The organism is Mesoterricola sediminis, assembly GCF_030295425.1.
Lineage (GTDB): Bacteria > Acidobacteriota > Holophagae > Holophagales > Holophagaceae > Mesoterricola > Mesoterricola sediminis.
This window is the reverse complement of sequence record NZ_AP027081.1, coordinates 4418690-4433483: the sequence shown is the minus strand read 5'-3', so window position 1 is coordinate 4433483 and position 14794 is coordinate 4418690. Positions and strand designations below refer to the sequence as shown.

The 14794-nt window shown below is 69.5% G+C and carries 11 protein-coding genes; 5 read left to right on the top strand and 6 right to left on the bottom strand.

Annotated features, from left to right (window positions below; translation table 11 throughout):
* The first annotated feature begins 9 nt into the window (after positions 1-9).
* The gene (locus tag R2J75_RS19320) at positions 10-2199 is read left to right on the top strand and encodes a carbohydrate binding family 9 domain-containing protein (RefSeq protein ID WP_243333626.1); all 2190 of its coding nucleotides are present in this window, start codon (positions 10-12) and stop codon (positions 2197-2199) included.
* 185 nt (positions 2200-2384) lie between these two features.
* Here the strand turns inward: R2J75_RS19320 and R2J75_RS19315 are convergent, their stop codons facing one another.
* The 6 genes from R2J75_RS19315 to R2J75_RS19290 form a co-directional block, all read right to left on the bottom strand.
* A complete protein-coding gene (locus R2J75_RS19315) occupies positions 2385-2729 on the bottom strand; it encodes a GxxExxY protein (RefSeq protein WP_243346661.1) in 345 nt (114 codons plus the stop codon).
* Positions 2730-3023: 294 nt separating this feature from the next.
* A complete protein-coding gene (locus R2J75_RS19310) occupies positions 3024-4259 on the bottom strand; it encodes an IS4 family transposase (RefSeq protein WP_316410818.1) in 1236 nt (411 codons plus the stop codon).
* A gap of 140 nt (positions 4260-4399) precedes the next feature.
* Positions 4400-5380 carry a PLP-dependent cysteine synthase family protein gene (locus R2J75_RS19305; protein ID WP_243346699.1) on the bottom strand — a complete coding sequence of 327 codons (981 nt, stop codon included), beginning with the start codon at positions 5378-5380 and terminating at the stop codon, positions 4400-4402.
* Positions 5373-5759: a RidA family protein gene (locus R2J75_RS19300; RefSeq protein ID WP_243333351.1), complete on the bottom strand. Its 387-nt coding sequence runs from the start codon at positions 5757-5759 to the stop codon at positions 5373-5375. The genes R2J75_RS19305 and R2J75_RS19300 overlap by 8 nt, the downstream gene beginning before the upstream one ends.
* Before the next feature lie 21 nt (positions 5760-5780).
* On the bottom strand, positions 5781-6743 hold the full coding sequence (locus R2J75_RS19295) for an SWIM zinc finger family protein (protein ID WP_243333353.1): 963 nt from the start codon (positions 6741-6743) through the stop codon (positions 5781-5783).
* Entirely contained in the window at positions 6740-9961 is a 3222-nt protein-coding gene (locus tag R2J75_RS19290; protein ID WP_243346698.1) for a DEAD/DEAH box helicase, read from the bottom strand. The genes R2J75_RS19295 and R2J75_RS19290 overlap by 4 nt, the downstream gene beginning before the upstream one ends.
* A 30-nt stretch (positions 9962-9991) precedes the next feature.
* Between R2J75_RS19290 and R2J75_RS19285 the strand changes: the two genes are divergently transcribed.
* From R2J75_RS19285 to R2J75_RS19270, 4 genes are read left to right on the top strand one after another with little or no spacing between them, the layout of a single operon-like run.
* Positions 9992-10420, top strand: a complete 429-nt coding sequence (locus R2J75_RS19285; RefSeq protein WP_243333357.1) for an RpiB/LacA/LacB family sugar-phosphate isomerase — start codon at positions 9992-9994, stop codon at positions 10418-10420.
* Between the two features lie 4 nt (positions 10421-10424).
* The gene (gene rph / locus R2J75_RS19280; protein WP_316410817.1) at positions 10425-11156 is read left to right on the top strand and encodes a ribonuclease PH; all 732 of its coding nucleotides are present in this window, start codon (positions 10425-10427) and stop codon (positions 11154-11156) included.
* A complete protein-coding gene (locus R2J75_RS19275) occupies positions 11153-13858 on the top strand; it encodes a patatin-like phospholipase family protein (RefSeq protein WP_243346697.1) in 2706 nt (901 codons plus the stop codon). Before rph ends, R2J75_RS19275 begins: the two co-directional genes overlap by 4 nt.
* Entirely contained in the window at positions 13858-14748 is an 891-nt protein-coding gene (locus R2J75_RS19270; RefSeq protein WP_243333448.1) for a hypothetical protein, read from the top strand. Before R2J75_RS19275 ends, R2J75_RS19270 begins: the two co-directional genes overlap by 1 nt.
* Positions 14749-14794: the final 46 nt, after the last annotated feature.

Genomic DNA, 14794 nt, shown 5'->3' with positions numbered 1-14794 from the left:
GGGGACGATATGGGGCGAAGCATCCTGGGGGCCCTCCTCGCGTGCGCGCTGGGCGCGGTCGCCCTGGCCGGGGACCCGGCCCCGCCACCGCTGGTCCTGCGGCCGGTTCGTCTGGAAAAGGGCCCGGAGCTCCGGGGGGACCTGAGCGATCCGGCCTGGGCCCAGGCCCGGCTCCCGGACGGGGCCTGGGGCACGTACAACCCCGCGCGCGGCGGGGCCTTCACGGAGCGCACGGAGGTCTACCTGGCCTACGACGCCGAGGCCCTGTACGTGGGTTTCCGATGCCACGACAGCCAGCCCGGGACCATCAAGGCGAGCCTCAGCAAGCGGGACGATCTGTGGGGCGACGACTGGGTGGGCCTCTCCCTGGACACCTTCGGCACCCGCCACAGCGCCATCCACCTCTTCGTGAACCCCCTGGGCATCCAGGGCGACGCCCTGGATTCCCTGGCCAGCGGGGAGGATTCGAGCCCCGACTGGGTCTGGGAATCCAAGGGTGCCCGCTTCCCGGGCGGCTACACCGTCGAGCTCCGGCTCCCCTTCAAGAGCATCCGGTTCAAGAGCGGCACCGACGTGCGCATGGGCATCCTCTTCTGGCGGAAGATCACCCGCCTGGGCATCAGCGGATCCTGGCCGGCCATGAAGGCGGGGGACTGGGTGTACCAGACCCACCTCCCCCTCCAGTTCGCGAAGCTGGACGCCCCCCTGCGCCTGGAGGTCCTGCCCAGCGTCACGTACGGCCGGACATCGGTGCACGCGGCCCCGGGGCGCTGGGACCGGGCGTCCTCCACGGAGCTGGGCATCGGGGTGAAGGCGGGCCTGACCTCCTCCATCACCGCCGACCTCACCTACAACCCGGACTTCAGCCAGGTGGAGAGCGACGCCTTCCAGGTGGAGGTGAACCAGCGCTACCCGATCTTCTACAGCGAGAAGCGCCCCTTCTTCATGGAGAGCATGGGGATCTTCAGCCTGGCGGGGCCCAGCGGCGACGCCAACATGCAGGTCGCCGTCCACACCCGGAAGATCGTCGATCCCAAGTGGGGCGCCAAGGTCACCGGCGACGAGGGGCCCCTCTCCTTCGGCGTCCTGGCCGCGGGGGACCGGGCCCCGGGCCAGGCCTGGGCGGACGGGGAGAACCCCGGCCTCGGCCATGCGGCGGCGTGGACCATCGCCCGGGGCCTCTACGGGTTCGGCCAGGGCGAGTACGCCGGGGCCCTGTGGGGCAGCCGCGCCTTCGACGGCGGCTGGAACCGGGTCGCCGGCGCGGATTTCCAGATCCGGCCCGCCGCGGGCCAGACCCTGGCGGGCAACGTGCTCCAGTCCTGGTCCGCCGACCCCGGCGTCGCCGACCGGAAGGCGGGGACCGGGGCCCTCCTCCTGTGGAGCTACGCCTCCCGGTCCCTGGACCTCCAGGCGACCTCGGAGCACTACGACCCTGACTTCCGCATGGACACGGCCTTCTACAACCGGACCGGGATCGACCAGCACACCTTCTACGTCGGGCCGAACTTCCACCCGAAGGATTCGTGGATCACCAAGGTGAACCCCTTCCTCTTCGGCTACGTCATCCATGACAACGTCACCGGCCTCACCGACTACCTCGCCCTCGCCGCCCTCCGCCTCAATACGGTGCACGGGGGCAGCCTGAGGTTCGACCTCCAGCGCGTGCGGGAGGGCTGGAAGGGCCTGCTCTTCACGAAGACGGTCTACAGGGTCAACGGCGGCGTCTGGGCCACCCGCTGGCTGAACGTCTCCGGGACCCTCCGCTACGGCCGCGATGTCTACTACGAGGCCGACGTCCCCTTCCAGGGCCCGACCCGGTCCGTCACCGGCAGCCTCGTCCTCCAGCCCAGCCAGGAGCTCCGCTGGACCCTGGACCTGAACCGCGTGCGCATGGACGCCCCGGACACGGGGGCGCCCGTCTTCGACGTGCGGACCGTGAACAGCCAAGTCACCTACCAGTTCAACAGCAGCTTCTTCCTGAGGGCCACCGTCCGCACCGACTCCTGGCGCCGCCGGATGCTCACGGACTACCTGGCCTCCTTCACCTACATCCCCGGCACCGTGCTCTTCCTCGGCTACGGCGAGATCCAGGACAAGGCCGAGTGGGTGGAGGGCCAGTGGAAGCCGCAGGGCTCGCGCTACGAGCCCATGCAGCGGAGCCTCTTCTTCAAGGTGAGCTACCTCTGGCGGAACTAGGGTGTGTTCGTAATCTAGGATAGTAATGGCTAATACCCATCCGTGCCGGAGCATGGAGGAGCTGGAATAGTGAGTCTGTGCTGCAGTGCCTGATGGCGCCGCGCATTCGCAGCATCCTATTGGAACGCGGAGGCGCGGAGGATCTCGCTGAGGCTCGCGGAGAAAGGATCAAGCCCTTGTATGTATCACCCGCTTGATTCCACCGTCTTTGAAAGGCCACTGACGGAAATTGAGGAGCAGGCCGACCTCCATTCCGCCTTCGCCTCCACGACCACGAGGTCGTCAACCAGCAAATCCAGCCGATAGGCCCGCTCAACCACAAGCCCCCTCCACTCGATATCCAGGAAAACCTCCCGCTTCACCTTATGGCCGGCCAGTCTCAGGGAGTGCGCCAGACAGACCTTGTAGGGATCTTCCAGGAGTCCGTGCCCCAGAGCCTTCTGGATCTCGATGGCCTCCCCGATGATGGCCTGGGTGATCTCCTTGTGCGGATGATCCTCCCCGTCGACCTCTCCCCAATGCCTTCCCATCACGCCTCCCGTTGGGACGTGTCATTGGGAGGTGGCAGGTTCCAGGAGCGCTTTCCTCCGCGACCCTCTGCGAGATCCTCCGCGCCTCCGCGTTTCATAGGATCAATGAGGATCCGGAACGCTTGTCACCCTCCGCTCATAGCCTCAGCCAGATCACGATGCAGGCCAAAGCCACCTGGGCTGAGAAACTTCGCGCCGTTTTGTCGTAGTCGGGTCGGCCAGTTGCTCATCTTCCGTTTGATGGCCCTGGGGTTCATCCGGTCGCGGCTACAGCCTGCGGGTTCGCTCAGCAGCTCAGACAGGACGCTCTGATGGAATGCCGGCCTCTCCCGAGGGGGGGAGAGACGCGAAACGCGTCAGCTTGCGGCGAATCACCCGAACTGCGTGCAGGAACGATAAGCGATCGGGATCGACATCCCCCTTCAGGGCCGCTTCATGCATCAGGCCGCGGATGGAAAAGTGGGCCATCATCATCCCGTAGAACTCCTGTCTGACCAGGTCAGGCGTCTTGCTTCGAAGGGTTACCTGGCGACCCCGGAGATGGGTCTTCAATTCATCGAACGCACTCTCGATCTCCCATCGCTCGTGATAGAGGGCAGCCAATTCCCTGGCTGGGGCTTTCTCTGGATCGAGGATGGTAGTCGCCAGGCGGTAGATCGGTTCCGCTCCCTCCATCCCATCCAGGGTGTATTCCACAACGCGGACCCGAATTCCATTCGTGGACTTCTTCCGGTCATACCAATACTCGTAGAAGGTGCTCAGGTAGCTTCCATCCTGCAGTTGCTTCTCCCTGGGCAGGTTCATGTCCTTACGCAGGCGCCAAAGGAGATCAGCCCCGGTTCCTTGGGCCAACTTCCATAGCTTGAAGCAATTGAATCCGCGATCGGCCAGGCAGAGCATCCCTGGTTCGAGCAGGGGCAACACGTCCTCCGCAAGTGTGACCTCTCCGACCTCATAGGAATCTACGCGACTCCCGAACATCACATGGGTCCCAAGCTCACAGAGGCAAACAAACCGGACCTTCGGGAATGCGACTTTGCCTCGCGATGACCCCAGAGATCCGAAGGCTTCCTCCTTCTCAGCCTCATCCGGAACATCAAGGGTGCTTCCGTCAATGCTCACCAGACGCCAGTCCCGAAACCAGGCACCACGTGTCTGAGGCGTTGCGATCGGCTTGACGATCTCGTCGTGAAGCAATTTCATCGGCTCCCAACCAAGTCGGATTCGGGCCTGGGAAATGCTGGATTTGTGGGAGACCTTCGGCTCGACAGCCTTGTCCATCAACCATTGGACGCCTTCCAGCAGGCATCGCAGCACCTCACCGTAGGAAGCCTGCATGAATAACGCGAGAGCGATCACGTAGTAGACGACGACATGGGCGGGCAGGTCCCGTTGCCGCGCACTGGTCCTGCCTGTGCGCTTTAGAACCTCGTCCACGTGTGCTCGGGGGAAGGTCTTTGCCACCACCCCCAAGCTCATGTAATCGGTGATCCGACTCCCTGCCGGGAGCGTCGCCGCAGTCCTCGCCATGGTCGCCTCTTCTTGCAACTATAGGCTACCGAGGCGGCATGGCAAGGCTTGTACCGACAGTATTGAGCCTAGGGTGTGTTCGGAAGGTCCAATCAGGGATGGCTAACTGATCATTTTGCCCATGGGATGCCAAACGCTCCCTAGAGCATGCCTTTTTCGCGCATCCAGTCGTCGTTGAAGATGGTGCTGAGGTACCGGCTCGCGCTGTCGGGGAAGAGGACGGCCACCCGGGCCCCTTCGGGGATCGACGGCGCGATCGTGCGGAGGGCATGGATGACGGCGCCGCTGGACCCGCCCACGAGCAGGCCCTCGGTGCGGGCCAGTTCCCGGGCGGCGAGGAAGGCGTCCCGGTCGGTCACCTGGACCATGTCGTCGATGACGGAGAAATCGGCGGTGCCGATCAGGAACTCGTCCCCCAGGCCCTCCAGGAGGTAGGGCGCGGCCTGGCCGGGTTCGCCGGTGCGGAAGAAGCGGGTGAAGACGGAGCCCACCACGTCCACGGCCACGATCTTCACATCGGGGTTGCGCTCCTTCAGGAACCGGCCGACGCCGCCGACGGTGCCGCCCGTGCCCATGCCGGCCACGAAGACATCGATCTGGCCGTCCAGCTGGTCCCACAGCTCGGGCCCGGTGCCCAGGTAGTGGGACTGGTTGTTCTCCCGGTTGTTGTGCTGGTCAGGGAAGTAGCAGTCGGGGATCTCCCGGGCGAGCCGGGGGGTGATGTTGTTGTAGCTGTCGGGGTGTTCGGGGGGCAGGCTCGTGTCCACCTTCACCACGTCCACGCCCAGGGCGGAGAGCTGGTCCAGCTTCTCCTTGCTGGTGCGGTCCCGGACGACCGCCTTCAGGCGATAGCCCTTCTGGATGGCCATGAGGGCCAGGCCCATGGCCGTGTTGCCCGAGGAGTTCTCGAGGATGCAGTCGCCGGGGTGCAGGCGGCCCGTGCGTTCGGCCTGCTCGACCAGGTACTTGGCGATGCGGTCCTTGCTGCTCCCCATGGGGTTGAGGAATTCCAGCTTGGCCCAGACGGGGAAGGGCATGCCGGCCGTGATGCGGTGGAGCCGCACGAGGGGGGTGTTCCCGATGACGTCCAGGATGCTGTCGTAGACGCGCTTGTCACGCATCGGCGCCGGCCTCGGCGACCAGCTCGATCTCCACGCGGGCGCCCTTGGGAAGGGCGGCGACCTGGACGGTGCTGCGGGCCGGCTTCGCGCCGCCCAGCATCCGCTCGTACACCGCGTTGAAGGCCGCGAATTCGCCCATGTCCGTGAGGAAGACCGTGGTCTTGACGACCCGGCTCCAGTCCGTGCCTGCGGCGGCCATCACCGCGTCCAGGTTCCGGATGACCTGCTCGGTCTGGGCCTCGATGCCGCCGGCGATCAGGTCGGCGGTCCCGGGGACGAGGGGGATCTGGCCGGCGGTGAAGAGGAACCCTCCGCAGACCTTGGCCTGGGAGTAGGGACCGATGGCGCCGGGGGCGCTGGAGGTGGAGATGGTCTTCATGGCGGCTCCTTTGTTCCGGTCTCAGCCCTTGCCCCAGCGGCGCTTCTTGTTGTGGCGCCATGACTTGGAGCTCGAGGGCGGGGGCATGGGCGTTTCGAAGGGGGAGGGCGCCTGGCCCTGCTCGGGGGGCGCGCCCTCGGGCTCCTCCATGTTACCAACCCCTTCCTCGATCTGGATCTGGACGACCTGGGCGGTGCGGTGCATGAGGGCCGCGAGGCAGAGGCTGGTCTCGATCCGGGCGTGGGGGAGGGGGCCCAGCTGGATGAACACGGAGGGATCCGGGGGGATGGCGCGGGGGATGGGGATCTCGGGGATCGCGGCCCTGGGGGCGTCGTAGACGGCCTCGTCCATGCGGAGCCAGGGTTCGGCCATCTCGTGACGCCGGGCCAGCAGGTCCACGACGGAGACCTCCTTCCGCGGCCTCCCGCGCTTGCGGGGGGCGGGCTGGGCGGGCTCGACGCGGGCCTGCAGGGCCTCCAGGACCTCTTCCCGGGTCCGGCCGCGCAGGTCGAAGAGGAGCCAGGGGTCCCGGTCCAGGGCCTCGGCCATGATGTAGCACACCGCGGCCACGTGCTTGCAGGGGTTCGCCCAGTCGGGGCAGTCGCAGTGCGTCTGGAGCTCCTTCGGCACCCGGGGGTAGAGGCTGGCCCCGGCCTCGCGGAAGGTCTCGTCCAGGCCCTGGGGCATCTCGCCGGCCAGGAGGGAGGCCACGAACCGGCTTTCGGCGTGGATCCGCTCGAGGGCCTTCTCCCACTGGGTGGCGCTGAGGGCCGGCAGGCCGAGGGTGACGTTGTAGGTCTTGCGGCCGTGGACCTTGGCCTGGATCTCGCCGGGGCTGACGGTGAAGTGGCTCACCGCGCCCTCCTCGGCGTACTTCTTCCCGCGGGGCAGGCGGTTCTCGAAGTCGTCGCCCAGCTGCTCCAGGGCGTGGATCCAGAGGCGGCCCCACCACGTGGTGCCGAAACGCTCGCTCAGGGTGTTCACGACAGCACCCCCTTCCTGGCGGCGGTCTTGGGCTTGCGCCGGACCGGAGTGCGGGTGCGGGCGGGGAGGAGGTCCTCGAGGGTCTCTTCCGTGACGCCGTCGTCCCCCCGGGGGGGCGCGCCCTCATCGGAGGAGCCGTTGCCCGATTCGTCCTCGCCCATGATGTCGGCGTCGGGCTCCAGGATGACGAGGCGCCGCAGGGCGTCGTCGTCCAGCTCGGTGAGCCAGCCCTCCCCCGTGCCGACGACCCGGTCCGCCAGATCCCGCTTGGATTCCAGCAGCGCGTCGATCTTCTCCTCCAGGGTCCCCATGGTGATGAGCTTGTGGACCTGGACGTTCCGGGACTGGCCGATGCGGTAGGTCCGGTCCGTCGCCTGGTCCTCCACGGCGGGGTTCCACCAGCGGTCGAAGTGGAAGACGTGGGTGGCCGCGGTGAGGTTCAGGCCGACGCCGCCGGCCTTGAGGGAGAGGAGCATGATGGGCGGCGCGTCGGCGTCCTCCTGGAAGGTGCGGACCATCTCGTCGCGCTGCTCCCGGGTGGTCCCGCCATGGAGGAAGGGGGGCTCGAAGCCGAGCACCTCCGCCAGGTGGACCTGGAGGCGGTCCCCCATCTCCTTGAATTGGGTGAAGACCAGGGCCCGTTCTCCGCTCGCGAGCACCTCCTCGAGCATCTCGGTGAGGCGTTCGAGCTTGCCGCTGCGGCCCTTGTAGGGGCCGGTCTGCTTGAGGAACTGGCTCGGGTGGTTGCAGATCTGCTTGAGGTGGGTGAGGAGGGCGAGGATGCGCCCGCGCCGCTCGATGCCCTGGGCGGCCTGGAGGTCCTTCTCCATCTGCTCGACCCGGCCCTGGTACAGGAGGGCCTGTTCGCGGGAGAGCTGGGTGTAGACCTTCATCTCCTGCTTGTCGGGGAGGTCCTGGATGATGGACCGGTCCGTCTTCAGGCGGCGGAGGATGAAGGGCCCGACCCGCTGGCGCAGCTCCAGGGCGGCGTCGGGGTCCCGGTACTTCTCGATGGGGGCGGCGAACTGGTCCTTGAACCGGCCTTCGTTCCCGAGGTAGCCGGGCAGGGCGAAGGCGAGGATCGACCAGAGCTCCAGCAGGCGGTTCTCGATGGGCGTGCCGGTGAGGGCCAGCTTGAAGGGCGCCCGCAGCTTCCGGACGGCCTTGGCCTGGTGGGAGCCGGGGTTCTTGATGGCCTGGGCCTCGTCGACGACCACCATGGACCAGTTGCGGGCCGCGAACACGTCCTCCTCCCGCCGGACGACGCCGTACGTGGTGAGGACGATGGTGTGGGGCTTGAAGTGCTTCGGCAGGCTGTCCCGGTTGTTGCCGTGGTGGACGAAGAAGGGCAGGGTCGGGGCGAACTTGGCGATCTCGCGCTCCCAGTTGCCCAGGAGGGAGGTGGGGCACACCAGCAGGGTCGGGTCCCCGGCGTGGGGATCGCGCTGCTGGCGATGCAGGAGGAGGGCGAGGACCTCGATGGTCTTGCCCAGGCCCATGTCGTCGGCGAGGATGCCGCCCAGGCCGAGCCGGCAGAGCCCCTCGAGCCAGGCGAGGCCCCGGAGCTGGTACGGGCGGAGCTGGCCCTTGAAGGCCGCGGGCTGGGTGATGGGCTTGTCGGGCAGGACCTTGAGATCCTCCAGGGCCGCGCCGAAATCGCCCGCGACCTCGACCTCGATGGCCTCGGAGACGCCGGGGATGTGCGCGCTGCCGGTGAGGGCTGCGGCCAGCGCCTCCCCCTTGCTCATGCTCTCGAAGCCGGCGCCGCGGCTGGCCTGGATGACCTGGGTGATCTGCTTGAGGGTCTCCGGATCCAGGGCCACCCACTTGCCCTTCCAGGCCACGAGCGGGTGCTTCAGGCTGGCCATCTGGGCGAAGTCCTGGAGGTCCAGGGTGTCGTCGCCCAGCATGAGGGACCAATCCGCGGACACGGCCCCCTCCAGGCCCTCCTGGGCGGCGGGCCCGGCCCCGGCGCCCCCATCGAGTCGACGGGCGCCCAGCTTCACCTTGGCGCGGAGGCGGCGGGCGCCGCCGAACTCGGCCAGGGCTTCGGGGATGTGGACGAGGAAACCCGCCTCCTTGAGCTGGGTGGCGCCTTTGGTCAGGAACTGCCAGGCCTCGGCGGGCAGGAGGGGAAGGTCATCCGGTTGTTTGCCCGCGAGGGCCCCGCCCAGGGGCGGGAAGAAGGGCACGGCCCGGGCCAGGCCCCGGAGGAGGACCTTGCGGGCCTCCAGGACCTCCGGCTCCGTGGACGAGGCCCAGAGCCGGGCCACGGGGATCTCGTCCCCGTCCTGGGTCTCCAGGCCCACCCGGAGGATCCAGCCCGCTTCGGACAGGCGGTCGGCTTCCTGGATGGCGTCCTTGCCGGGGGGCACCGGGGGCGCCTCCAGCTTGAGGCTCGGCCGGATCCACTGGACCCGGGCGCCCTCGCTCCACTGCTCGAGCTGCTCTCCGAGCGTGCGCTCGGTAACCCCGATGGTGGGAAATTCATTCATGGGGTGGCTGAGGGCCACCATGAGGCGCTCGTCCCAGGGCAGCCGGTCCCGCTTGTGGCCGCGGAGCCGGTGGATGAGGGCGAGGCGGGGATCGTCCCCCTGCCGGAGGGAGCCCGCCACGAAGCGCACCAGGAAGTCGGCGCCGTCCTCCAGGAAGGCCCGCAGCACGAAGGCGGCCCCGGGCGGCTGGGCCAGGTCGTCGTCCACCTCTTCCGTGTCGAGGGTGCCCAGGGCGAGGCCCTTGGTGAAGATCCAGCCGTCGGCCTCGGGGAAGGCGAGGACGGACGGGGGCATGGCCTTGAGGAGCGCGTCCAGGGCCTGGCGGTCCGCGGGGCTCGTGAGGCTGATGCCCCACGTGGCGCGCCACGGGTTGCCCCGGGTGTCGAGCTGGGGCAGGAGGGCGCCGCGGAGGACGAGGGACTGGAGGAGGCGCAGGGCCGAGGCCCAGAAGGCGAGGCTGCCCCCCACCCGCTCCGGGTCGGTGGGCATGGAGGCCAGCCAGGGCAGGGCCCGCTGCCAGCGGAGGGGCACCGTGTGGGTGTCGACCAGGGTCGAGTCGGGCAGGAAGAGCCGGGCCCGGGCCGGCGTCAGGCGGTCCCGGCCGTGGAGGTTGCCGGGAAGGCTCCGCAGCGTCCGCTGCCACGCGTGGCTTCCCCCCTCACCGGGCAGGCAAAGGAGGAATCCCCGGTCCAGGGGACGATACTGGAGGATGGGCCGGGCCATTCAGTTACCCTCTTGTAAGGGAGTGAATTTATGAAAATCGGCTTTGGTAGCGATCATGCAGGTTACGACCTCAAGGAGCGCCTGAAGGCTTGGGCCCAGGCCCAGGGTCACGAAGCGGTGGACTTTGGCACCGATGGCCACGCCTCTGTGGATTATCCGGATTTCGCGCACCGGGCTGCGGAAGGTATGGACAAGTGGGAGCGCCTCGTTCTCGTATGCGGATCGGGCATCGGCATCAGCATCGCAGCCAATCGCCACAGGGGCGTCCGTTGCGCCCTGGTGACTTCACCAGAGCACGCCAGCCTCGCCAGGATGCACAATGACGCTAACGCCATCGCTTTCGGCCAGCGGCTGACGGATCCGCTACAAGCTGAATACTACCTCAAAATCTTCCTGGAAACCCCCTTCGAAGGGGGGCGGCACGAAAATCGGGTGAAAAAGATCGAACCGGAGGCCTGAGACCATGAGACTTCAGGGAGAAACAAGGCGGATCGCCTTCGAGACCGGTGTGCAGGTCCATGCGGAGGGCTCCTGCCTCGTCCGCCTCGGGAACACCCACGTGCTCTGCTCGGCGAGCCTGGAGGATCGTGTGCCCGACTGGATGAAGGGCCGGGGCACGGGCTGGATCACGTCCGAGTACGGGATGCTGCCCCGCAGCACCCACACCCGCAACGCGCGCGAGGCCGCCAAGGGCCGCCAGCAGGGGCGCACCGTGGAGATCCAGCGCCTCATCGGCCGGAGCCTGCGCCAGGCCGTGGACCTGGCCCGGCTCGGGGAGCGCCAGCTCACCCTCGACTGCGACGTCCTGAACGCGGACGGCGGCACCCGCTGCGCCTCCATCACCGGGGCCTGGGTGGCCCTGGCCCTGGCCCTCAAGGCCCGCGGGCTGGAAAGTGCGCTGAAGAACCAGGTCTCGGCCGTGAGCGTGGGTATCCTGGAGGCAGGCCCCGGCCTTCGCCAGGGCCTCATCCTGGATCTGGAATACGAGGAGGACCACCGTGCCGCGGTGGATTGCAACCTGGTCGCGTCCCGGCCCGCGGGCCGGGTGGAGGACGTCCCCGACATCGTGGAGTTCCAGTCCACGGGGGAGGGGCGCAGCTTCACCCGGGCCGAGGCCCTGGACCTCCTGGACCTGGGGTTGACCGGATGCGCCTCCTTCATGGACGCCCAGCTCGAGGCGATCGCCCGCGCATGAGGTTCCTCGCGGCCCTGCTCGCGGCGGCCGCCCTCGCCGCGCAGGAGCCCGCGCCCTGCATCGACGTGACGGTGATCCCGCCGGACATGGTGTTCACCTTCTCGCCGCGGGTGGAGGTTCCCGGCAGGCCGAAGGTGGTCCTCGCCCTCTCCGGGGGCGGGGCCCGCGGCGTGGCCCACATCGGCGTCCTCCAGCGCATGGAGGAGGTGGGCCTCTCCATCGACGGGGTCGCGGGGACCAGCGCCGGCTCCCTGATGGGCGCCCTCATGGCGGGCGGCTTCTCCGGCAAGGAGATCGAGGACCTCTTCGCCCGGGTCGACTTCAACCGCTCCTTCCTGGATCCCCTCGGGCGGAGCCTGGGGCGGACCCTCACGGAGGACGAGGCGGAGAACGGCACGCTGCTCAGCCTCCGGTTCGAGGCCGGCGGACCTTCCTTCGCCCTCTCCCTCCGGGAGGGCGTCGAGATCCGGAGGGCCCTCGAGGGCCTGATGACGCGGGGGGCCTACTTCAGCTCGGCGACCTTCGATGGCCTCAAGTACCCCCTGCGGGTCGTGGCCACGAACCTGGACACCGGGCACGGGAAGGTGTTCGACCGGGGCGACCTGGTGGAGGTCCTCCGGGCCTCCATGGCCGTGCCCGGGGCCTTCCGTCCCGTCGTCATCGACGGCCAGCCCTACGTGGACGGGGCCCTGGTGGAGAACCTCCCGGTCCTCGCCGCCAAGCGGGCCTTCGACGCCGAGGTCACGGTGGCGGTGGACGTGAGCACCCCCTTCCAGAAGGCGCCGGTCTCGAACTTCTTCTCCCTCGCGGCGCGCAGCCTCGACCTGGTGGTGGAGCGCCGCCAGTGGGAGAGCCGCGCCGCGGCGAGCATCGTCATCCGGCCCGAGATCGAGACGGCGGACTTCCTCGACTACGGCCGGAGCCTGGGGTCCCTGGTCAAGGCCGGCCGGGACGCCTTCGACGCGAACCTCCCGGCCCTGCGCGAGCTCCTGCTCGCGAACGTTCCCGACGAGACCCTCCCCGCCGACCGCGTCGCGGTGGACTGCGTCCGCCCCCTGGACCCGGAGGCCCAGGCCATGCTGGGGCGGGTGCTGCCCCAGGGCGCGCCTGTGAAGCGCCGGGACGTCCTCGTGGCCCTCCAGCAGCTCCTCCTCCACGGCTGGGCGAAGCAGGCCCGGGCCCGGGTGGCGGGCGGGGCGGTCCACCTGGAGGTGGTGCCCTTCGGCCGGGTGGCGGCGATCCGCGTGGAGGGCCGGCCGCGTCTGGTGCGCCGGATCGAGCGCGACGTCCGCTCCCGCTTCCCCGCGGGGGAGCCGTTCAATCCCGCGGCCTTCGGCGTCTACCTCAGCGCCTTCGTGCACGACCTCGCCGTGGAGGGGACGCCCCTGGTGGACGTGCGGGGCTCGGGGTTCCAGGAGGCGACGGGGGAGCTGGTCATCCGCCTCCAGGAGCCGACGATCCGCACCGTCATCGTGAAGGGGGCCCGGGGCGAATACGAGAGCGTCTACCTGGAGACCCTCATGGCGCGGGCCCGCGGGCACGTGGTCCACACCGGCGACCTGCGCCAGCTCCTGGACCTGGCCCAGCGCCGGCTCCACCTCGCGGAACTCCGGGCCCGGATCGTGGCCGCCGAAGGGACGCCGGACGCCGACCTGGAGCTCACCCCCGTCCACCAGCAGGCGATGGCGGTGGATCTCAGCGTCGGCTACGAGACGAACCTGGGCTCGGCCCTGGGCGTGAAGTACCGCACCGAGAACCTCGGGGGCTTCGGCCTGGAGGGGGAGCTGAGCGCCGCCAGCAACCGCCTCCAGCAGCAGGCCCTCCTCGCCATCCAGGGGCCCGTGTTCTTCCGCTTCCCGGGCTTCGCCATGGAGTTCTGGGCCTCGGCCTTCCGCCAGTACGTGGAGAACGCCCTCGTCTACCCTTCGCCCGAGGTCCGCGCGGACGCAAGCCGGACGGTGATCACCACCCAGGACGTGGGGGTGGGGGGTTATGTGCGGGTCGGCGGTTTCGGCAAGGGCAAGCTCGAGCTGGCCGGGACGTGGCGCCAGGCGGCCTTCTCCCTGGGCGTGGATCCCCGCCGCGTCCGCCACGAGCGGACCGCGGAGCTGAGCTTCGAGTGGGACAACTTCGACCGCCACACCTTCCCCCGGGAGGGCCTGCTGGTGCGCAGCCGCTACGCCATCGGGGACGCCCTGCCCGACCTGGATCCCCAGGGGGCCTTCCGCTTCGCCTACCTGCGCCTGCGCGGCCTGACCACGTTCGGCTCCCTGCGGGCCACCACGAACCTGGGCCTGGACCTGGACGTGGAGTACGGATACGGCCGGAACCTGCCCCTGGACCGGTTCTGGAACCTGGGCGGCCCGGCGTTCCTGGTGGGCTCCCAGGCCCTGGCCCTCCAGGCCCCCCAGTTCGCGGTCGCGCGGTTCGGGGTGCCCGTGCGGATGCGGGGCCCCTTCGCCCTCTCCCTCCAGGTGGTGCCGCGGGTGGACTACGCCGTCACCGCCGCCACGGCCGGGGGGCTCTTCTCGGACCGGCGCATGCTGGGCACCGGCCTCGTGGTCCGGACCGTCTTCTCCCGGTTCTACGTCGAACTGGCCTACGGGTTCCTCCGCCAGGGGGGCCCCGGCGGTTGGGGTCCCTCGAGCGGCAGCTTCAACGCGCTGATCGGGACCCAGCCCTTCGACATCTGGCGGCGCTGATGGGCGCGGGCCCGGGTCTGCCCGCGCTGCTCGCCCGGGAGCAGTTCGCCTTCCTGCGCCGGGACCGGGGCGCCTGGGCCGATCACCTCGCCCGCGCCCGGGCCTTCCTGGGCGAGGGCCTGCGGGGGGCCACCGGCCCCGCCCTGGTGCTGGGGGCCGGCTCCGGCCTCGAGGTGCCCTGGTCCCTGGCCCCGCGGGGCACCACGGGCTGGGACGCGGACCCCACCAGCCGGATCCGCACCCTGCTGCGCCACGGCCGCTGGGTCCCCTGGGTCCAGGCCGACCTGACGGGGGGCATGGCCGACCTGGCGGCGGCGGCGCGCCGTTCCGCGCGCCAGCCCTGGTCGGGGCGGGTGCGCGGCACGCGAAGTTCGGCACGCCGCCTGGCGGGCCTCATGGCCTCCCTGCGGCCGGAGGCGGCGCCCCTGGGCGCCTGGATCCGGGCGCATCGGCCCGCGGCGATCCTGGCCGCCAATGTCATGGGCCAGTTCGGCGTGATGGCCGAACGGGCCGTCACCTCGGCCTTCGGCGGCCACCTGCCCGACTGGGGGGAGGAGGACGATCCCCTGGATCCGGCCCTCCGGGCCTGGACGGCCCGCGCCGTGACGGCCTTCCTGGCGCGGCTGGCCGAGAGCGGGGCGCCCCTGTGGCTGCTCCACGACCGGGGCGTCCTCTTCGGGTCCGCCCGGGTGGAGCTGGGGCCTCCGGCCGAACCCTGGACCGCCCAGCTTCGCGCCACGGAAGCCCTGGAGGCCGACGACCCCCTGTGCGGCGTGGACGTGGCGCGGGCTTTCCCGGGTCGGCGCGTGGCCGAACCGGTCCGCTGGCTCTGGCCGGTGGGGCCGGGGCAGGTCCATGTGGTGGAAGCGCTGCGGGTGGATGGGCAATGATTTGCCCATGAAAACCGGCGCCCGCCTTTCCGGGGGCTCCTAGCGG

Excerpts from the sequence above, each read along its gene's own strand:
- R2J75_RS19320 (WP_243333626.1), top strand. The coding sequence starts at position 10 with ATGGGGCGAAGCATCCTGGGGGCCCTCCTCGCGTGCGCGCTGGGCGCG.
- R2J75_RS19315 (WP_243346661.1), bottom strand. The coding sequence starts at position 2,729 with ATGGGAAGGCATTGGGGAGAGGTCGACGGGGAGGATCATCCGCACAAG.
- R2J75_RS19310 (WP_316410818.1), bottom strand. The coding sequence starts at position 4,259 with ATGGCGAGGACTGCGGCGACGCTCCCGGCAGGGAGTCGGATCACCGAT.
- R2J75_RS19305 (WP_243346699.1), bottom strand. The coding sequence starts at position 5,380 with ATGCGTGACAAGCGCGTCTACGACAGCATCCTGGACGTCATCGGGAAC.
- R2J75_RS19300 (WP_243333351.1), bottom strand. The coding sequence starts at position 5,759 with ATGAAGACCATCTCCACCTCCAGCGCCCCCGGCGCCATCGGTCCCTAC.
- R2J75_RS19290 (WP_243346698.1), bottom strand. The coding sequence starts at position 9,961 with ATGGCCCGGCCCATCCTCCAGTATCGTCCCCTGGACCGGGGATTCCTC.
- R2J75_RS19285 (WP_243333357.1), top strand. The coding sequence starts at position 9,992 with ATGAAAATCGGCTTTGGTAGCGATCATGCAGGTTACGACCTCAAGGAG.
- rph (WP_316410817.1), top strand. The coding sequence starts at position 10,425 with ATGAGACTTCAGGGAGAAACAAGGCGGATCGCCTTCGAGACCGGTGTG.
- R2J75_RS19275 (WP_243346697.1), top strand. The coding sequence starts at position 11,153 with ATGAGGTTCCTCGCGGCCCTGCTCGCGGCGGCCGCCCTCGCCGCGCAG.
- R2J75_RS19270 (WP_243333448.1), top strand. The coding sequence starts at position 13,858 with ATGGGCGCGGGCCCGGGTCTGCCCGCGCTGCTCGCCCGGGAGCAGTTC.